We start from the raw sequence: 18,461 nt of genomic DNA, 5'->3' as shown, positions 1-18,461 counted from the left end.
CGGAGCCGATGACATGTTGAAGTCGTTCCAGCATTACATCGACGGCGAATTCGGCGACGCCGCGCAGACCTTTGACAGTATCAATCCGGCGACCGGCGCGGTTTGGGCGACCATGCCTGCAGCGAGCACGGGCGACGTGGATCGTGCCGTGCGGGCAGCGGATCGCGCGCTGTTCGCGCCCGAGTGGGCCGGACTGAACGCAAGCCAGCGCGGCAAGCTGCTGTACCGCCTCGCCGACTTTGTCGCGGCGAACGCGCAGGAACTGGCCGAACTTGAAACTGCCGACACCGGCAAGATCATCCGCGAGACGCGCAGCCAGATTGGCTATGTCGCCGAGTACTACCGCTATTACGCGGGCGTCGCGGACAAGATCCAGGGAGCGTATCTACCCGTCGACAAACCGGACATGGAAGTCTTTCTTCGACGCGAGCCGGTCGGTGTCGTTGCGGGTATCGTGCCGTGGAACTCGCAGTTGTTCTTATCCGCGGTGAAGATCGGGCCGGCGCTTGCCGCGGGCTGTACGATCGTCATCAAGGCCTCGGAAGAGGGGCCTGCGCCGTTGCTCGCGTTCGCGCGTCTGGTTCACGAGGCTGGTTTCCCGGCAGGCGTGGTGAACATCCTGACGGGTTTCGGCGCCGATTGCGGCCACGCACTCACAACTCATCCGCTCGTCGCGAAGATCGCTTTCACGGGTGGCCCCGAAACGGCACGCCATATCGTGCGGAACTCGGCGGAGAACCTCGCCGCCACGTCGCTGGAACTAGGCGGCAAATCGCCCGTACTGGTCTTCGACGACGCCGACGTGGAGAGCGTTAGCAATGCGGTCATCGCCGGGATTTTTGCAGCGACCGGCCAGAGTTGCGTCGCGGGTTCGCGGCTGCTCGTGCAGCGCGGCATTCGCGACCGCCTGCTTGCGAAGCTTGTCGAAAAGGCGCGGGCAATCAAGATCGGCGATCCACAGAACGTGAGCACGGAGATGGGTCCACTCGCAACGCGTAAGCAACGCGACCATATTGAATCGGTGTTGGCGGCAAGCCTTGGCGCAGGTGCGAAGCTGCTGACCGGCGGCCATCGTCCCGAAGGCTTGGGCGAAGGGTTCTTCTTTGAGCCAACCATTGTGGAATGCGCTACTTCAGACGTGCCGAGCGTCGCGCAGGAGTTGTTCGGGCCGGTGCTCAGCGTGATGAGTTTCGATACCGAAGAACAAGCAATTGCGCTCGCGAACGACACGCGCTATGGGCTTGCCTCAGGTGTGTTCACGCGCGACCTGACGCGTGCGCATCGGCTGACGCGCAGGCTTCGCGCCGGCATCGTGTGGGTGAATACCTATCGCGCGGTTTCACCAATCGTTCCCTTCGGCGGATACCAGTTGAGCGGACTCGGCCGCGAAGGCGGGCTCGACGCCGTGCTCGACTACACCCGCACCAAATCCGTATGGATCCGCACGTCGGACGAGCCTATCGCCGATCCTTTCGTCATGCGTTGAAGAGACTCACGAGACTCCATGTACTACGAAATCCGCACTTACAAGATTCGGACCGGCGCGGTCCCCGCGTATCTGAAACTGGTTGAGGAAGAAGGCATCGCTTTGCAGAAATATCACCTCGGAGAACTTGTGGGCTACTTCTTCTCGGAGATCGGGCCGCTGAACCAGATCGTCCACATGTGGGCCTACACGAGCCTCGATGATCGCGAGGCGCGCCGCCAGCGACTGGCAGAAGATCCCGCGTGGCAGGCTTTCGCGCCGAAGATCCAGGCGCTGCTGGAAACCATGGAAAGCAAGATCATGAAGCCGGCCGTATTTTCACCGCTCAAATAAAACCAGACGTTCACCGTTAGTCCTCTCGAAGTCAGCCGTTTCCTTTCAAGGAGCAGTCGTCATGCAGCAACCGTTACGTTTGCACGCCCTGGTGCGCGCATTGGTCGTCACCGCTGTCGTTTCGGTTACGGCGCCCGTGTTCGCGGCCGCCGCGCCCATCGTGTTCGCCAGTTGGGGCGGCACGACACAGTCGGCTCAACAGAAGGAGTGGGCGGTACCGTTCACGCAGGCATCGGGAGTTCAGGTGCTGATGGACGGGCCGACCGATTACGGCAAGCTCAAGGCCATGGTCGACAGCGGCAACGTGCAATGGGACGTGGTCGACGTAGAAGGCGACTTTGCCTATGCCGCGTTGCGCGACGGACTGGTCGAGCCGATCGACTATTCGGTAGTGAACAAGAGCCAGCTCGACCCGCGTTTCATGTCGCCGGGTGCAGTCGGCAGTTTCTATTATTCGTTCGTGCTCGGGTACAACAAGGCTACGTTCAAGAACGACAGTCCTGCTAACTATACCGACCTCTTCGACACCAAGCGTTTCCCCGGCAAACGCACATTCTACAAATGGTCCGCGCCGGGCGTGCTGGAAGTCGCGCTGCTTGCCGACGGCGTCGCGCCCGACAAGCTGTATCCGCTCGACCTCGATCGTGCGTTCAAGAAACTCGACACCATCAAGAGCCAGATTGTCTGGTGGAGCGGTGGCGCGCAGTCGCAGCAGTTGATGGCGTCGGGCGAAGCGCCACTCGGCGTGTTCTGGAACGGCCGCCTGCACGCGTTGCAGCAAACCGGCGTGGATGTGGGCGTATCGTGGAACCAGAATCTGACCGCGGCCGACATGCTGGTGGTGCCGAAGGGCGCGAAACACAAGGCTGAAGCGATGAAGTTCCTCGCTACCGCGACCAGCGCGCAGGCGCAGGCGAATTTCGCCGCTGAAACCGGCTACGCGCCGGTCAACCTGAAGTCGGCGGCGCTGCTGCCCGCCGCTGTCGCGAAGACGCAGCCGGACCAGTACAAGGCGACGCAGATCAACCTCGACATGAAGTACTGGGCCGATCACCGCGATGAAATCGCCAAGCGCTGGTACGCGTGGCAGTCGAAGTAAAGCAGTGGCGGCCGATCACCTTGAAGGAGTTGTCATGGCGAACGCAATGAGCACCGTCGCGGAGCCTCCAGCCTCGCTGCCGAAGGTGAGCACCGGTTTGCGGACTGCGCGGCTGGTGTTGCCGGCCTTGCTGCTGCTGATCGTGTTCTTCCTGTTGCCGGTGCTCTCGCTGCTGCTGCGCAGCGTGCTGGACCCGGCGCCCGGTGTCCAGAACTACGCGCAGTTGTTCGGTTCGACAACCTACTTGCGGGTCTTCGGCAACACCTTCTTTGTGGCGTCGGTGGTGACGGCGGTGACGCTCGCGATCGGTTTTCCGACCGCGTGGCTGCTCGCCATCGCGCCGCGCTGGGTCAGCAAGCTGGTGTTCGCGATCCTGCTGCTTTCGATGTGGACCAACCTGCTCGCACGCACCTTCGCCTGGATGGTCCTGTTGCAGCAGACGGGGCCGATCAACCGCTTGCTGATGTGGTTGGGCGTGATTCATGAGCCGCTGATTCTGGTCAACAACCTGACCGGCGTCACCATCGGCATGACGTACATCATGTTGCCGTTCCTGGTAATGCCGTTGCACGCGACCCTGCGCGCCATCGATCCCACCACGTTGCGCGCTGCTGCCATCTGCGGCGCGAGCCGCTGGCAGGCCTTCTGGCGAGTTCTGGTGCCCTTGGCTATGCCCGGCATCGCCAGCGGTGCGTTGATGGTGTTCGTGATGGCGCTCGGGTACTTCGTGACGCCCGCGCTGCTCGGCGGTCCGGAATACATGATGCTCGCCGAACTGATCGCGCAACTCGTGCAGCAATTGCTGAACTGGGGGCTTGCGGGCGCCGCTGCGTTTGTCTTGCTGCTCGTGACGCTGTCGCTCTATGTGGTGCAACTGCGCTTTTCCGGCCGTGCGCCGGGTGCTTCGGGAGCCCACTGACATGCTGCTAGATTTCGAACGTCTCGGACCGTTGCGCTGGGTGCTGCTGAGCGTCGGCGCGGCCGTGTCGCTGTTCCTGTTGCTGCCGGTGCTGTTCATCGTTGCGTTGTCGTTCGGTGATTCGCAATGGCTGCTGTTTCCGCCGCCGGGATGGACGTTGCGCTGGTACAGCATGCTGTTTTCCGATCCAGGCTGGCTTGACTCGCTGATTACCAGCGTCGAACTGGGGCTGGTCGTCATGGTGTTGTCGGTGGTGCTGGGTCTCCTTGCTTCGCTTGCATTGACACGCGGCACGTTCCGCGGCCGTGCGGTTCTCAAGGCGTTTTTCCTCACGCCGATGGTGCTGCCCGTGGTCGTGCTCGCGGTCGCATTGTATGGCTTTTTCCTGCGCATCGGCCTGACCGGAACGCTGGTCGGATTCGTGATCGGACACTTGATTATCGCGTTGCCGTTTTCGATCATCGCCATCGGAAATTCGCTGGAGAGCTTCGATACCGCGCTCGAAGACGCCGCGCTGATCTGCGGCGCGAGCCCGTTCGAAGTGAAGTGGCGCGTCACGCTGCCGGCGATTCGCCTCGGTCTGTTTGCCGCAGCGATCTTCTCGTTCCTCGCGTCGTGGGATGAAGTCGTGGTGTCGATCTTCATGGCAAGCCCGACCTTGCAAACACTGCCCGTGCGGATCTGGAGCACCTTGCGGCAGGACCTGACGCCGGTGATTGCCGCGGCGTCGTCACTGCTAGTTGGGTTGACTGTCATCCTGATGTTGCTGGGGCTTGTCCTTAAGAGAGGTAAATCGTGAGCGCACCGTTTCTGCAGATACAACGGCTTCGTAAAACCTACGATCAGGTGGTCGCTATCGACCACGTCTCGCTCGATATCGAGAAGGGCGAATTCATGACGTTTCTCGGACCGTCGGGCTCCGGGAAAAGTACGACGCTCTACATAGTCGCGGGGTTTCAGTCGCCCACCGAAGGGCGCGTGCTGCTCGACGGCAAGTCGCTGCTATCGGTTGCACCGAACCGGCGCAACATCGGTATGGTGTTCCAGCGCTACACGCTGTTCCCGCATCTGACGGTCGGCGAGAACGTCGCCTTTCCGCTGCGTGTGCGGCGTCTGCCCGATGCGCAAGTGAAGTCGAAGGTCGAGCAGATGCTCAAGCTTGTGCATCTCGCCGATTGCCGCGACCGCATGCCGGACCAGCTGTCGGGCGGCATGCAGCAGCGCGTGGCGATTGCGCGCGCGCTCGCCTACGATCCGCCGGTCCTGCTGATGGACGAACCGCTCTCCGCGCTCGACAAGAAGTTGCGCGAGGAATTGCAGACAGAACTGCGGCGCATCCACCAGCAGACCGGCGTGACGATCCTTTATGTGACCCACGACCAGGAGGAGGCGCTGCGCCTGTCCGACCGGATCGCGGTGTTCAACAAGGGACGCATCGAGCAGGTCGGCAGCGGCGAGGAGCTGTATGCGAAACCGGCGTCGCGTTTCGTCGCGAGTTTTATCGGCAACTCTAATTTCCTGCCGGTCACACTGGCCGGCAGCAACGGTGCGTCGCAGGCCGTGTTTCCGAACGGCAAGCCGGTGTCGGTCGGCGGTTTCGATCACGCTCTGAACGCGGGCGACAACGGCGCGCTGATGCTGCGTCCGGAACAGATCCGCATTCGCGCGCAGCCATTGGAGGCGGCGGAAGGCGGCTTGCAGGTGGTCGTTCGCGATGTCACCTATCTCGGCGACACCATGCACTACGCGGTTGCCACGCCCTGGGAACAGGAGATCGCGGTGCGGACATCCATCAGTTCGCGCGAGCCCAGCCTGGCGATCGGTGCACGGGCGTGGCTCGATTGGGAGCACGAGAGTGCGCGGGTTTTTGCGGCCTGATAAAAACCTGCCGGATAACGTCAGCGAAACGGGTGAGGGTGAACAACAAGGCTGTGCAATACTATGGGATTCCAAAAACCAGGGATTCCGGATTTCAGACCGGAGACAAGAAACCATGATCGATCAAATGCGTGTCGACCGAAGTGCACCGACGTTGCGCGAGCTGACGCTTGAGAAATTGCGCGACGCAATTTCGCAGGGTTTCTATCGTCCCGGCGACCGCCTGATCGAGCGCACCTTGTGCGATCAACTCGGTGTCAGCCGGACCGTGGTGCGAGAAGTGCTGCGCCACCTCGAGACCGAGGGCCTGGTCGAAACCGTGGCGCATTCCGGGCCGATCGTCGCGCGGCTCGACCCGGAGCAGGTCCAGGAGATCTACGAAATCCGCGCGTTGCTCGAGTCCGAAGCGGCGCGGGCTTGCGCCGAACACGCGACCCCGGCGCTGGTTAAGCAATTGCGCGAAATTCGCAAGGAGATCGAGGACGCTTTCGACAAGTCGGACTTCAAGCGCGTGCTGACCTACACCGAGCGCTTTTACGAAGCCATGTTCACCGGCGGCCACAAGCTGATGATGCACCAGGTGGTCAAGTCGCTGAACGCACGCATCAACCAGTTGCGATCCGTGACGATCGCCTCGCCGGGACGAGGCGCGGACTCGAATCGAGAGATGAACAAATTGCTGAGCGCTATAGCTAAGAAAGACGGCGATGCGGCCGCGGCGGCATCGCTCGAACACGTGCGGCGCACGGCCGGTATCGTGATGGCCGTGCTTGCTGAAAGGACTGCGGAAGCCAGCGTCTGATTGCTTCGCGACAGCGGCCTGCGAGCCACGAAAGCCGTCTGCTCCGACGGCTTTTTTTTTCGCCCAAAGCTTTTCCAGGGTGCTCTCGTAAACCCCTCAATCGTCGAAAAATTCTTGCATCCAGTAATATGGAATACCATAATATTCCAACGACGCCATTGCATGGAGCCACGGCGTTTTGCCTACGGAGAAAAGTCCCATGAAACTCGAGATTCGCAAGCTGGTTACCTATGTGGAAGACACCTTCATCGAGGGCGGTAAAGCGGCCGAGCGGCCGTTGAAGCTGTTCGCCGCGGCGGCAGTGTTGCGCAATCCATGGGCGGGGCGCGGTTTCGTCGATGACCTGCGCCCGGAGATTCATGGACTCGCGCCGCAACTCGGCGAGCTCCTGACCGGCGAGATCTTGCGCATTGCAGGCTCGGGCGCGGCAGTGGAGGGTTATGGAAAAGCGGCGATCGTCGGGACGTCGGGCGAGGTCGAACATGCATCGGCTTTGATCCATACGCTGCGCTTTGGCAACAAGTTCCGCGAAGCGGTTGGAGCGAAGAGTTATCTGAGTTTCACGAATCTGCGTGGCGGTCCTAACTGCCCCGTCACCATCCCGCTGATGCACAAGGGCGACGAAGGCATGCGCTCGCATTACCTCACCATTCAGTTTTCTATCATCGATGCACCCGGGCCCGATGAGCTCGTGATCGCGCTTGGTGCGTCGATCGGCGGACGGCCGCATCACCGGATTGGTGACCGCTATCAGGATCTGAAGGAGCTTGGGTCTAATGAAGCCTGAAACGGTGACTGGCCGTGCGTCGATTAGCGGCGTGTTCGACGGTACGGCATACAGTGTGGCGGGCGAGGGGCCGGCGCTTGTCCTGATCCATGGCGTGGGGATGAACCGCAGTGTGTGGGCGCCTCAGGTGGACGCGCTGCAGTTGTGTTTCAGGGTGGTGTCGTATGACATGCTGGGCCACGGCGCCAGCCGCTTGCCGACGGCGTCGCCTGTACTCGATGAATACGCCGCCCAGCTTGCTGCACTGCTGGACCATTTGCGACTCGATGTAGCGCATGTGGTCGGCCACTCGATGGGCTCGCTGATCGCGCTTGAGTTCGCGTTGCAATATCCGGAGCGGGTTGCGAGCGTGGTCGCGCTGAACGCGGTGTACGATCGCACGCCGACACAACGGGCCGCCGTGATGCAGCGCGCTGCGTCGCTGGAAGGCGGAGGGCTGGAACAACCGAGCATCGACGCCACGGTCGCGCGCTGGTTCGACGATCCCGTGCCGGGTCATCTTGCGCAAGTCGCGGAGCTCGTGCGTTCGTTGCTGGAGACTGTGAACCCGGAAGGTTATGCGCGGACGTACCGGCTATTTGCAAGCTCGGATCAGGCGCATGTCGGCCGCTTGCCGCAACTTACCGTGCCCGCGCTGTTCATGACTGGCGAGTGCGATCCGAATTCAAGTCCCGCGATGTCGCATTCGATGGCCGCCGCCGCGCCTCGTGGACGCGCCGAGATCATCGCGAACGAACGGCACATGATGAACGTCACCGCGCCGGCGATCGTGAATCAGCGGCTGGTGCAGTTCATTCGTGCGGCGGGTTGTTCTTGAGGAATGGATAGCTCGCGTTTAAGCGGCTAATTTAAGGAGCAAAAGCATGAACGAATCCGCCTTCGATACCACTGAATTTCGCCGTGCGCTGGGCGCATTCGTCACGGGCGTGACTGTCGTGACGACCATTCAACCCGATGGTTCTCCGCGTGGTTTTACTGCGAACTCGTTTACGTCGGTGTCGCTCGATCCTGCGTTGATCCTGGTGTGTATTGCGAAGACCGCGTCGAGCCATCCGGTATTTTCAGTGACGCAGCTTTTCGCGGTCAGCGTGCTTGCTGAAGATCAGCGACCTGTGTCGGGTGTGTTCGCTTCCAAGAGCGCGGACAAGTTTGGGCAGGTTGGATGGCATGCACGCCGCACGGGCAGCCCGGTGATGGACGGCGCTGCGGCGAGTTTCGATTGCGAGACGCATCAGGTGGTGGACGCCGGGGATCACATCATCCTGATTGGACGTGTGGTCGATTTCACGCATACGAGCGCGACACCGCTTGGTTATTGCCGTGGCGCGTATGTGGATTTCAGCTTGTCGCAGGATGCGTTGGCGGCCACCGGGCAGCGTGCTCAGGTGGGTGCGATTTTGGAGCATCCGGCGGGACTTGTGTTGATCGAGACGGCGTCGGGAGCGTTGCAATTACCGATTGGGACACGGCTTGAGCCAGCTTCGGATGCAGCTAGTTTGCGGGGCGTGCTGGGTGGGTATCGGCTGAATGCGAATCTTGATTTTCTGTTCGCGGTGTTTGAGGAGAAGGGGATTACGCATATCTATTATCGCGGCCGCATTGCTGATGATGCGCCTGCGGGCGCGCATGTACGGTACGTGTCGCTGAATGCGATTCCCTGGGACCGGATTCGTGATCCGGCCGTTGAGTCTATGCTGCGCCGCTATGTGAAGGAGCGGACCGAGGATGCGTTCGGCATTTATGTGGGTGACGTTGAGAAGGGGATGGTGCAGGCGTTAGGGTAGAAGCGAACCGACGCCTGTTCCTCGAAACGTTCTTCAGAGAACACCGTGCTCATTGGGCGCTCCCCAGCGAGCGCGCGTGAGCCTCGAGTTCACCCACGACATCGAAGAGATCGCCTACGATGCCGTAATCCGCCACCGAAAAAATCGGCGCGTCGGGGTCCTTGTTCACGGCCACGATAATCTGCGAATCCTTCATCCCGGCCAGATGCTGGATCGCCCCCGAGATGCCGAACGCGAGATAGATCTCGGGCGCCACGGTCTTGCCCGTTTGCCCGACCTGCGCGGCGTTGGGCGCATAACCCGCATCCACTGCCGCACGGGATGCACCGAGCGCCGCGCCCATGTTTCCGGCCAACGCGCCCAGCTTATCCATGTTGTCCTTCGACGCCAGTCCCCGTCCTCCTGCCACTACGATCCGCGCACTCGACAGGTCGCGCCCGTTTTGCGCAGCGGCTTGCCGATCGATCAGCACGGTCGCGGAGAATGGTGCGATGGTGTCGAGCGTGACAATCGAAGCCGCACCGCCGGTCCGCGATGCCGGCGCGAACGACGATGTCCTGATGGTGGCGAAGAGCGTGGCGCCCGTACTTTCGATTGTCGCGACCACGCTGCCTGCATAGAGTCCACGTACGAAGCGCTGCGCCGTCACCACGCGCGTGATATCCGCGAGAAACGCATTTCCGGTCAACGCGGCGGCGCGCGGAAGCGCTGAGCGTCCGGCAGTGCGGTGGCTCGCGGCGATCATCGAGTAATCCGAGGCAATTCGCTCAAGCAGCGCGGCAAGCGTTTCGGGGTTAGGCGCTTCGTCCGATGCCAGCAGCACGCGCGCAATGCCTTCAATACATGCGGCGGCATCGGCCATGGTGGACGAAAACGTGAGCACATCCACCGGTGCTCCGCGCTCGCTCGCTGCCCTGATTACGCGCAAGGTCGCATCGCTGATCGCACCATCTTCCCATTCCCCTACAACAAGACTTCTCATGGTCACGCTCCCACGTTTTGAAACAGCCGCGGGCTGCCGATAGCGCCAAGCAGCGCCGCCGTGTCAGTTACCTTGATGCCGGGTTGGCGGACCGCCGGCTCTGCCATCTCCACGATCCGCATCTGCGCTTCAAGCGAAAAATTGTACGTGGCAGCATCGAGCGTGCGCAGCGGCTTTTGTTTTGCCTTAACGATGCTCGGCAACGTCACGCGGCGAGGGTCGGCCAGGCGCAGGTCCGCGCTGACCACGGCAGGCCCGTCAAGACGCCAGGTAGCCGTGCCGGCGTCATCGCCACAGGTCACCAGCCAGCCACTTCCGGCCGCTTCGATAGCGGATGCATTGAGCGCCTGCGGCCAGCCGAGCAGCGCGGCGAGCATGGCGGCAACGCCGCCGATGTCGTCGTCAATAGCCTGCTTGCCGCATAACACCAGACCGTAGGCATTGGCACCAGCATCCGCGGTCATGAACGCATGCAGCAGACGCGCTATGCCGAGCGAGTCCGGCGAAGCACTGGCGGTATCGATCAGTACGGCGTCGTCCGCGCCCATCGCGAGTGCGGTGCGCAGCACGTCCTGACAGACGGGCAGGCCGCACGTAAGCACCGTCACGCTCGACGCAATTCCAGCTTCGCGCAGACGCAAGGCTTGTTCGACCGCGCATTCGTCGAACGGATTGAGGGACATCTTGAGACCGGCTGTATCGACGGTGCCGGCCGAGCCGATGCGAACGCGCACGTTGGCATCGACAACCCGCTTCACGGGGACGAGGATCTTCATGGTCATCTTCGGGTTAGCATCAAAGAGGTCAGGACACCGCGCCCGAACCGTATTTACCGACCAGCAGCGCACCGCTTGCGAAGCGATCGAGTGCGTACGGTGCGAGCGCTACATCGGTGGACTGGCCCAGGGCGTGTTGCGCGAGAATCCTGCCGATTCCCGGCGACAGCTTGAAGCCATGCCCGGAGAAACCAAATCCAACCACTAATCCTTCGATGTCCCCCACCGATCCGAGCACAGGGTTCCAGTCCGGCGTAACGTCGTACACACCGGTCCACGACGAAGCGAGTCCCGCCATTTCATAAGCGGTAAATCGCTCGGCAACCTGGGCGCCAACTTCGCCGACATAGTCGAGCGAGATATCGCCTTGTTCGGTCTCAGGGGCGTTCAGCGTTTCGCCGACCACGCCTTCGGACACCAGCATCTGGCTGCCGCCGTAGCTGCGGAAATAGAGCATGCCCGGCGAGCCGAGATCCTTGAAGGCCGGCATGCTGAACGTATAGGGGGCAGCGTCGCATTCCAGAGCAAGCACCGTGTGACGTTCCGGCTTCACGGGCAGCGGCACGCCGATCCACCCTGCCAGCTCCGGCGTCCAGATGTTTTGCGTGCTGATCAGCGTCCCGCAGCTGAGCCTGCCCGCCGACGTTTCGATACCGACCACTCGCCGGCCATCGCGCACGAGTCCGGTCACGGTCGTGTTTTCCATGAACTTCACGCCGCGCCGACGGGCTGAGCGGGCGAAGCCCGTCGCCACCAGATAGGCATCGGCGAAACCCGCTTCGGGTTCGTAGCCGATCAACGCGGCATCGTCGAAATGAGCGATCGGCAAACGCTCGTGGGCTTCATCCTTCGAGAGCAGTTGCACTTCTATGCCCATGCTTCGCTGTGCGTCGAGCGAAGCCTGCAACGGCGCGAGCTTGTCGCCTTCGGGTGCACAGATCATGTAGCCGCATTTCACTAGGCCGCATGAGGCTTCATCGTCGTCGACGTAGGCGGCGAAGTTATTGAACGCGTGCCAGGACGAGCGCGCGAGTTCCACGTTTTGCCGTACCGAATAGTGCGTGCGCAACAGGCCCGACGACTGCGAGGTGGTGCCTGCGCCGATGGTGCCACGGTCCACGACCAGCACGCTCTTGGCACCCAGCGTAGCGAGATGATGGGCAACCGACGCGCCGATGACCCCGGCGCCGATCACGATGAAGTCGTAGTGGCTCATTGCACTTCCAGAAAGAGGATCGATGGCCGGATTGTAGAGAGACGAAATACGACGCTACTTTGTATTAAACAAACTTATGCAGAGCGTGTGGATTACTGCAGAGTTCGGCTGGAGCCAAGGCGATTGACGGGATACGCGATCCTGGGAGATCGTGCTCCTCTATAAGCGTCGCTAATAGTTTGTTGAGCGCAGTGCCGTTCGAGGTGTATGCGCCTGCCACAATGCGCGTTCAGGCCAGCACGCGGCGCAATGTGTAAGGAAACGCAGCGCCTGTCAGGTCGCGGCAATACGAGCAAAAAGCGCGACTAGCTGCGCCGGAAGGGTAGAGGGGTCGCTCACAATACGACAGTACTCACGGCCGACAATGCGGCGCATATAGCTGGCACCGCCTTCGTCGAGAGCGATCCCGCAGGTCACCATGCCCGCACGCCGAGCGTCCTCTGCGGCGACCTGCGCGTCATGAATCAGATAGGCGTCGTCAAAGACATCGATATCCGAAGGCGTTCCATCCGTAATCACGATGATCACGCGACGCTCACTTGTCTCGAGCGACATAAGGGACGTTGCATGACGGATTGCAGCCCCCATGCGTGTGGAGTAGCGCGCGGTGCACGCCCGAATCGATGCGCTGCTGACCTCATCGAGCGTCGTATCGAAATCCAGCAGGCGGTAGTAATTCACGCACTCTCGTGTATCGGAGGAAAAGCCGTGCGCCGCAATACGATGACCCGCCGAGCTTGCCGCTTGCACCAGCGCCTGTGCGGCCTCTTTTTCAATATCGAGGATCGAGCGGCCCGCGTCCGGGGCGATATCGCCTGTTGATGCGGACAGGTCCAGCAGCAACAGCAAGCTCATTGAACGTTGTCTGGTACCTGGGCGCGTGAAGACGCGATGCTCGGGCAAATGGCCGCGCCGGCGATCGATTGCGTGTTCAATCGCGGCGTCGAGATCAAGTTCCTCGCCCTCAGGCTGGCGGCGAAGTCGCGCATTGCGCGTCAGGCTGGCCGTCACCGGGAGCTTCACGCGTGCAAGCGGTATTGGGGCCGTCATGCGGTGATGTGCACTTGGGCTGGGCGATCTGCGTTCGATTACCGTGCACCAGTCCGAGCGCAATAGACCTAACCGATAGTCCCACTCGGGATAGCGCAAGCGGCGTATTTCCTGCTCGGTCGCGCCTTGTTCGTCGGTGCTGTCTGAACGCGATGTACCTGCCGAACTCGATTCTACTTGCAGCTCTTGAATGCTTTGCGGCGTAGTTGTATCAGGATAGGTCCAGAGAAACGAGTTGTCGTCACGGTGAGGTGCGGGCACCACATACTGTTGCGGATGAAAGCGCACACGCATCTGACCCAGATCGTTAGCCAGCACGGAAGCAATCTCGCGGAACGACGCATAGTCATGGAGCGACGTCGTGAGCGCGTCGAACAAGGTGCGCGCCTTGTTTACCCAGTAGTTGTCGTCCTGGTAAGCCGGGTCGATCAATGCATAGTTCATGCGTGACACCAAGGCCGCGAACGAAAGCCCCTCAGGTTGCAGACTCGATTTCAGGAATGGTACAAACCACGCTCTCGTGCCCGGAAGATCCCGCATCAGAAGCTGCTCCACGCGCGCATCTTCGATCGCGGAAATAACCGCGATACTCATGGGCTTGAGCGTTCCGACCGGTTGTGCCGTGGGCGAGTGCATCAGGTGGGCGGCGGCGTGGGCAACCGACGCGCGAAAGAGCAGCTCCGGCTCAGGCGAATCAAGCGATGAGTAGTCCGAGGGTAACAGCAGGTGCGTCGACGAGAGGATCGGTCTCATCGGCGTGACGTCGATCGTGTCAAGCGGCTGCGCCTGAATACCGATCCGGCGCAGCGAGAGTCCTTCAATCAGCAACGAAAGTGAAGGAATCGAGGCAGCGAGACTCGGCGCACGTGCTTCGCTTTCGAGCGCCAGCCATGCACTTGCGTCCTGCAAGCCAAAATAGTGACGTCGCTTTTGCGGTTCGTTCGGATAGAGGCGCATGCCGGTCAGCATCCAGCGGACGAGTGCGTCCGCCCGAAGCCGGTCCAGCAGCCTTTGCATGTTGACGTGCAAGGCGTTGGCGCTTGCGGGGTCGTGTTCCTGCAACTTTTCGGTAGCGCCTCGAAGGGCCGCTTCATGCTCCGCACTTACCCGGTGTTCGGCGATCACGTCCTCCGTTAAACCCGCGTCCGCGATTGTCATAGCGTTAAGCGAAGTGCGCATCCACGATGCCGCGTAACGCGCGAATCACATCCGGCTCGTCCGTCAGCGCCTGCGTCATGGTCGCTTCGCAACTTTCACGGGGCTCAACGCCGGCACGGATCAGCGTGGCCGTGTAGATCAGCATGCGTGTCGACACACCTTCCTCTAGTCCACGATCTTTAAGCGCACGCGTGCGGTGAGCGAGCTTTACAAGTTGCGCGGCGAGTTCGATCGGCACGCTCGCTTCCTTCGCGACAATGGCGGCTTCGACTGCTTCGTCGGGATACTCGAAATGCATGGCGACAAAGCGCTGTCGTGTGGATGGCTTCAAGTCCTTCGTGCGACTCTGATACCCCGGGTTATACGACACCACGAGCTGAAAGTCCGGATGGGCGCGTACCACTTCGCCTCGCTTGTCGAGCGGCAGGATGCGGCGCCCGTCGGTGAGCGGATGAATGACAACAGTGGTATCTTGCCGCGCCTCCACGATCTCGTCGAGATAGCAAATCGCACCAGAGCGCACGGCGGTAGTAAGCGGTCCGTCGTGCCATGTCGTGCCATGCGCATCGAGTAGATACCGTCCCACCAGATCCGACGCGGTCATGTCTTCGTTGCAGGCAACGGTGATCAGCGGACGCCCGAGTTTCCAGGCCATGTGCTCGATGAAGCGTGTCTTGCCGCAGCCTGTCGGCCCTTTGAGGATCACGGGCAAGCGGTGCGCATAGGCGTGCTCGAAAAAGGCGACTTCGGTGCCCGCGGGCCGATAGAATGGCTCGTCGGTCAGTCGATACGAATCGAGATCGGAGAACACGGGGCAGCGGTCCTTTATATGAAGGGAGCGAACTGGCCGCCGTCTTTGCGGCGACCGTTTTCCCGGGCTTAACGATGCTCCACCGGCTCGTGCGGGATACCCTCGATCGGACATTCGGGCGTGCCGATGGTCGAGCGGGTCAGCGCCTCCACCTCCTTGCGCGCGCCGTCCGGGTCGTTCACCCATTTACCGTAGAATTCGAACGGACAGGCCGCCACGCCGAGCGCGCCTTCACCCGAATTGAGCTTGCCTGTGTAGCCGCGGTGCAGCAGCTTGAACAAATGGTTGTTCGACTGCATGTTCTTGCGCGCATCGCGGATCAGGCTGATCGACAGTTCGCCATAGTTGATGCCCATCTCCTCGGTGCCGCATTCGCCAAGTGCGCGGCCGTCAAAGCCGATAATCGACGAGCCGCCGAAGTACGAATAGACGCCGTCAAAACCCGTGGCATTCGCGACTGCAACGTATGAATTGTTCATCCACGCCATGGTCTTCGCCACCATTGCCTGCTGTTCCTTGGCGGGATACATGTAACCCTGGCACCGGACGATCAGTTCTGCGCCGCGCATTGCACAGTCGCGCCAGATCTCCGGGTAGTTGCCGTCGTCGCAGATGATCAGGCTGATCTTCATGCCCTTTGGTCCTTCTGAAACGTACGTACAGTCTCCCGGATACCAGCCTTCAATCGGTGCCCACGGCATGATCTTGCGATACTTCTGCACAATCTCGCCCTGGTTATTCATCAGGATCAAGGTGTTGTAAGGCGCCTTGTTTGGATGTTCCTCGTGCCGCTCTCCCGTCAGCGAGAACACACCCCACACGTTGGCCTTGCGACAGGCTGCGGCGAAGATTTCCGTTTCCTCGCCCGGAATGGTTGCCGCTGTCTCATACATTTCGCGGGCGTCGTACATGATGCCGTGCGTCGAATATTCGGGGAAGATCACAAGGTCCATGCCGGGTAGCCCTTGCTTCATTCCAACCAGCATGTCGGCGATCTTGCGGGCGTTCTCAAGCACTTCCGCTTTCGTGTGCAGGCGCGGCATCTTGTAGTTGACGACGGCCACGCCCACGCAGTCCTTGGTGCTTCCAATATCCCCATGCCTCATGTCGATACTCCTGATGTAAGGTGGTAATAGATGCTGCAATACGATGCGTAGACACCCATGCCCTGCAGAAAAAAGAACAAAAAAAGCCCGAGCCGGAGTGATCCGGGTCGGGCTTCTTTGCCTTGCATCTGGCTGGCGACGTTGGCAGTCAGGTGCGATTGTCAGGACGGCTACTTGTCCTTAATGGTTTTATAGCACATCAAAAAATTTGCAAAAAGACATTCTTCAAATGTCGGACGCTAGAAGTCCAGGACCGCGTGCGCTTGAATAATTGCCTGGGCCATCACCTCGATCGGTTGCCGCTTAGCCATCGCTTGCGCTCTTAAGAGATCGTAAGCGTCCTGCTCCGACAGCTTGCGGGTTTCCATCAAAATGGTCTTGGCTTGCTGGATTTTTCGCTGATCCGCGAGCTTGTCTTCAAGCCTCCCTACATAGTGTTCAAGGGTTCGCTTGGACTTGTGCTGATACAACGAAATTGCAATGGCGGTAAGCAAGCCGAACGAGCGCACCGGCGATGGAACCAGGCAGTAAGGATTAAGCTGCAACACGGCTTCTATTACGATCGGGTTCTCGTAGCTTACAACTGGTATGACGGGAGGCGTTCCCTTCGCGTCGAGCCAGGGAAACTGGATGGACAAGGTTTCCGGGCGTACAGCCAGGAACACGACATCGGTTCCGTCCGGCAACGCGTCAAGAGAAGGCCAGACCATCTGAACCTCGCATCCGATCCGGCGAAGTTGTCCACGGAGCTCCTCTCCGTCCTGGTCGTCGGGGTGGATAGCGACGACCTTTAAAGAGCGAATGTCTTTGAGCGCCTGAGACGTTCGGGACGATCCCTGTGTCATCCCCGTGCTCCGCCCTGAGCCGGTCCGGAGACAGTCTCCGCGTCGATCAGCGTATGCGATATCTGGAATGGCGCGGCCGGCGTCCAGCCGGCGCTTTCGCTCACAATGTCGAATTGCCCGTTCTTGTTCAAACGTCCTATGCGCGGATGCAGATAGGTGTGGTGATTGTGCTCGTCGATCCTGACACGTCCTTGCGGTGCATCGATCTCCAGTCCAGGCAACGTGTTGAGCAAGGCGTTCGGGTCGTCGCTGCCGGTAATGGTCATGGCGCTCGCAAGCAGATGCATCTGGAAATAGGCCGCTTCCCAACACGTGTCGGTCTGCATCGTATCTCCGAAACGGCGCTGATAGTTTGCGATAACCTTTCTATTAAGCGGGCTGTCGATGGACTGGAAATACGTCGCCGCGGTGATATGTCCTTCTCCAATGTCGGCACCCATGGCAGCGACCTCTGTCTCGCTCGTGCTGAGGCTCGCGATAGGTCTCTCATAGGGATTCATCCCGACCTCGGCAAAGGCCCGGTAAAGATGCGAGATCCCGGTGCCGACCACCGTGGAGAAGATGAAGTCGGGTTGCAGGGCGGCAATTTTTTGCGCGACGTGAAGGTAGCTTTCCCAGCCGGCATCCAGCGGTATGTATACCTCGCCCAGTTTTTCTCCGCGCTGCTCGAAAACCAGGTCGCTCATGATGCGATTTGATTCGTAGGGGTAGACGTAGTCGGAACCCACCATAAAAACACGCGAACCGAAATTGCTCAGCATATAGCTAGCCAAAGGCACGCTGTTTTGATTGGGCGTTGCCCCGGTATATATAACGTTGCGGCTATATTCGAATCCCTCATAGAAGGTTGGGTAAAGCAGTAACGCATTGTGTCGCTCGACGATCGGAATCACCGCCTTTCGTGTGCTCGACATATAACAACCGACCACGACCCGAACCTGCTCCTCGACAATCAATTGCTCGATCATCGTGGCATATCTGTTAGGTATGGAAGCCGGGTCGCGAAAGATCAGCTCTAGCTGACGGCCATTGATACCGCCTGCCGCGTTGATCTCTTCAGCTGCCAGTATGGTCGCTCGCTGTTGAGACTGTTCGATGGGAGCGGTGAGTCCCGATGAGGAAAACAGGACGCCGATCTTGATAGGCGAGTTGTGGAGTGCGGTCATATGTGTTCCGGAATTCTCGCTGGTTCAACGTCTCTCTGGTGCCTCTTGCTGCACCGTCAGCGTGTCTCATGCACGGCATCAGTGCGTCTGTTGTCCCACTTTGGGAAAGTGCACTGACAAAGAATTGCATTGCTCGAGGTCTGCGCATTCAGTGCGATCTCTGCGCGCGCGTTACCGGGCAGGGATCCGTGCTTCGAGCCTGCGTCATTGCAAGCCGTTTGGCATACCTCTTGCATTGCTTAAGCATGGTCAGGGAATGGCGT

The 18,461-nt window shown here is 60.5% G+C and carries 18 protein-coding genes; 10 read left to right on the top strand and 8 right to left on the bottom strand.

Going from position 1 to position 18,461, the window contains the following annotated elements:
* Window positions 1-13 precede the first annotated feature (13 nt).
* From M0D69_RS26085 to M0D69_RS26040, 10 genes are all read left to right on the top strand, one after another.
* On the top strand, window positions 14-1,486 hold the full coding sequence (locus tag M0D69_RS26085) for an aldehyde dehydrogenase (RefSeq protein WP_301784754.1): 1,473 nt from the start codon (window positions 14-16) through the stop codon (window positions 1,484-1,486).
* Between the two features lie 18 nt (window positions 1,487-1,504).
* Window positions 1,505-1,819: an NIPSNAP family protein gene (locus tag M0D69_RS26080; RefSeq protein ID WP_301784753.1), complete on the top strand. Its 315-nt coding sequence runs from the start codon at window positions 1,505-1,507 to the stop codon at window positions 1,817-1,819.
* Between the two features lie 61 nt (window positions 1,820-1,880).
* Window positions 1,881-2,918 (top strand): ABC transporter substrate-binding protein, encoded by a 1,038-nt coding sequence (locus M0D69_RS26075; RefSeq protein WP_301784752.1) that lies wholly within the window; start codon window positions 1,881-1,883, stop codon window positions 2,916-2,918.
* A 46-nt stretch (window positions 2,919-2,964) separates the two neighbouring features.
* Complete coding sequence (locus M0D69_RS26070; protein WP_301784785.1) at window positions 2,965-3,837, top strand: ABC transporter permease; 873 nt, start codon at window positions 2,965-2,967, stop codon at window positions 3,835-3,837.
* A 1-nt stretch (window position 3,838) separates the two neighbouring features.
* Window positions 3,839-4,636: an ABC transporter permease gene (locus M0D69_RS26065; RefSeq protein ID WP_301784751.1), complete on the top strand. Its 798-nt coding sequence runs from the start codon at window positions 3,839-3,841 to the stop codon at window positions 4,634-4,636.
* Window positions 4,633-5,715 carry an ABC transporter ATP-binding protein gene (locus tag M0D69_RS26060; protein ID WP_301784750.1) on the top strand — a complete coding sequence of 361 codons (1,083 nt, stop codon included), beginning with the start codon at window positions 4,633-4,635 and terminating at the stop codon, window positions 5,713-5,715. The genes M0D69_RS26065 and M0D69_RS26060 overlap by 4 nt, the downstream gene beginning before the upstream one ends.
* 118 nt (window positions 5,716-5,833) lie before the next feature.
* Complete coding sequence (locus M0D69_RS26055) at window positions 5,834-6,517, top strand: GntR family transcriptional regulator (protein ID WP_301784784.1); 684 nt, start codon at window positions 5,834-5,836, stop codon at window positions 6,515-6,517.
* A gap of 199 nt (window positions 6,518-6,716) precedes the next feature.
* Window positions 6,717-7,304: an amino acid synthesis family protein gene (locus M0D69_RS26050; RefSeq protein ID WP_047846108.1), complete on the top strand. Its 588-nt coding sequence runs from the start codon at window positions 6,717-6,719 to the stop codon at window positions 7,302-7,304.
* Entirely contained in the window at window positions 7,294-8,121 is an 828-nt protein-coding gene (locus M0D69_RS26045; RefSeq protein ID WP_301784749.1) for an alpha/beta fold hydrolase, read from the top strand. Before M0D69_RS26050 ends, M0D69_RS26045 begins: the two co-directional genes overlap by 11 nt.
* A gap of 46 nt (window positions 8,122-8,167) precedes the next feature.
* Window positions 8,168-9,088 carry a flavin reductase gene (locus tag M0D69_RS26040; protein ID WP_301784748.1) on the top strand — a complete coding sequence of 307 codons (921 nt, stop codon included), beginning with the start codon at window positions 8,168-8,170 and terminating at the stop codon, window positions 9,086-9,088.
* 49 nt (window positions 9,089-9,137) lie between these two features.
* On the opposite strand, the gene M0D69_RS26035 is transcribed toward M0D69_RS26040, so the two are convergent.
* The 8 genes from M0D69_RS26035 to M0D69_RS26000 all read right to left on the bottom strand — a co-directional run bounded on the left by M0D69_RS26035 (window position 9,138) and on the right by M0D69_RS26000 (window position 18,198).
* Entirely contained in the window at window positions 9,138-10,070 is a 933-nt protein-coding gene (locus M0D69_RS26035) for an electron transfer flavoprotein subunit alpha/FixB family protein (RefSeq protein WP_301784747.1), read from the bottom strand.
* A gap of 2 nt (window positions 10,071-10,072) precedes the next feature.
* Complete coding sequence (locus M0D69_RS26030) at window positions 10,073-10,846, bottom strand: electron transfer flavoprotein subunit beta/FixA family protein (protein WP_301784746.1); 774 nt, start codon at window positions 10,844-10,846, stop codon at window positions 10,073-10,075.
* A 28-nt stretch (window positions 10,847-10,874) separates the two neighbouring features.
* Complete coding sequence (locus tag M0D69_RS26025; protein WP_301784745.1) at window positions 10,875-12,062, bottom strand: FAD-binding oxidoreductase; 1,188 nt, start codon at window positions 12,060-12,062, stop codon at window positions 10,875-10,877.
* A gap of 273 nt (window positions 12,063-12,335) precedes the next feature.
* Window positions 12,336-14,270, bottom strand: a complete 1,935-nt coding sequence (locus M0D69_RS26020; RefSeq protein ID WP_301784744.1) for a nitric oxide reductase activation protein NorD — start codon at window positions 14,268-14,270, stop codon at window positions 12,336-12,338.
* 4 nt (window positions 14,271-14,274) lie between these two features.
* A complete protein-coding gene (locus M0D69_RS26015) occupies window positions 14,275-15,081 on the bottom strand; it encodes a CbbQ/NirQ/NorQ/GpvN family protein (protein ID WP_301784743.1) in 807 nt (268 codons plus the stop codon).
* A gap of 68 nt (window positions 15,082-15,149) precedes the next feature.
* On the bottom strand, window positions 15,150-16,187 hold the full coding sequence (locus tag M0D69_RS26010) for an aliphatic amidase (RefSeq protein ID WP_301784742.1): 1,038 nt from the start codon (window positions 16,185-16,187) through the stop codon (window positions 15,150-15,152).
* A gap of 239 nt (window positions 16,188-16,426) precedes the next feature.
* Window positions 16,427-17,032, bottom strand: coding sequence for an ANTAR domain-containing response regulator (locus M0D69_RS26005; RefSeq protein WP_047846112.1), 606 nt, complete (start codon window positions 17,030-17,032; stop codon window positions 16,427-16,429).
* Window positions 17,029-18,198 carry a transporter substrate-binding domain-containing protein gene (locus M0D69_RS26000; protein WP_301784740.1) on the bottom strand — a complete coding sequence of 390 codons (1,170 nt, stop codon included), beginning with the start codon at window positions 18,196-18,198 and terminating at the stop codon, window positions 17,029-17,031. The genes M0D69_RS26005 and M0D69_RS26000 overlap by 4 nt, the downstream gene beginning before the upstream one ends.
* Window positions 18,199-18,461 lie beyond the last annotated feature (263 nt).

Source organism: Caballeronia sp. SEWSISQ10-4 2, assembly GCF_030464885.1.
Classification (GTDB): Bacteria; Pseudomonadota; Gammaproteobacteria; order Burkholderiales; family Burkholderiaceae; genus Caballeronia.
This window is presented reverse-complemented; position numbering and strand designations above follow the sequence as displayed.

Coding starts and splice junctions, on each gene's coding strand:
- M0D69_RS26020 (WP_301784744.1), bottom strand. CDS start 14,270: ATGACAATCGCGGACGCGGGTTTAACGGAGGACGTGATCGCCGAACAC.
- M0D69_RS26045 (WP_301784749.1), top strand. CDS start 7,294: ATGAAGCCTGAAACGGTGACTGGCCGTGCGTCGATTAGCGGCGTGTTC.
- M0D69_RS26030 (WP_301784746.1), bottom strand. CDS start 10,846: ATGAAGATCCTCGTCCCCGTGAAGCGGGTTGTCGATGCCAACGTGCGC.
- M0D69_RS26040 (WP_301784748.1), top strand. CDS start 8,168: ATGAACGAATCCGCCTTCGATACCACTGAATTTCGCCGTGCGCTGGGC.
- M0D69_RS26025 (WP_301784745.1), bottom strand. CDS start 12,062: ATGAGCCACTACGACTTCATCGTGATCGGCGCCGGGGTCATCGGCGCG.
- M0D69_RS26050 (WP_047846108.1), top strand. CDS start 6,717: ATGAAACTCGAGATTCGCAAGCTGGTTACCTATGTGGAAGACACCTTC.
- M0D69_RS26000 (WP_301784740.1), bottom strand. CDS start 18,198: ATGACCGCACTCCACAACTCGCCTATCAAGATCGGCGTCCTGTTTTCC.
- M0D69_RS26070 (WP_301784785.1), top strand. CDS start 2,965: ATGAGCACCGTCGCGGAGCCTCCAGCCTCGCTGCCGAAGGTGAGCACC.
- M0D69_RS26035 (WP_301784747.1), bottom strand. CDS start 10,070: ATGAGAAGTCTTGTTGTAGGGGAATGGGAAGATGGTGCGATCAGCGAT.
- M0D69_RS26080 (WP_301784753.1), top strand. CDS start 1,505: ATGTACTACGAAATCCGCACTTACAAGATTCGGACCGGCGCGGTCCCC.
- M0D69_RS26065 (WP_301784751.1), top strand. CDS start 3,839: ATGCTGCTAGATTTCGAACGTCTCGGACCGTTGCGCTGGGTGCTGCTG.
- M0D69_RS26005 (WP_047846112.1), bottom strand. CDS start 17,032: ATGACACAGGGATCGTCCCGAACGTCTCAGGCGCTCAAAGACATTCGC.
- M0D69_RS26010 (WP_301784742.1), bottom strand. CDS start 16,187: ATGAGGCATGGGGATATTGGAAGCACCAAGGACTGCGTGGGCGTGGCC.
- M0D69_RS26075 (WP_301784752.1), top strand. CDS start 1,881: ATGCAGCAACCGTTACGTTTGCACGCCCTGGTGCGCGCATTGGTCGTC.
- M0D69_RS26085 (WP_301784754.1), top strand. CDS start 14: ATGTTGAAGTCGTTCCAGCATTACATCGACGGCGAATTCGGCGACGCC.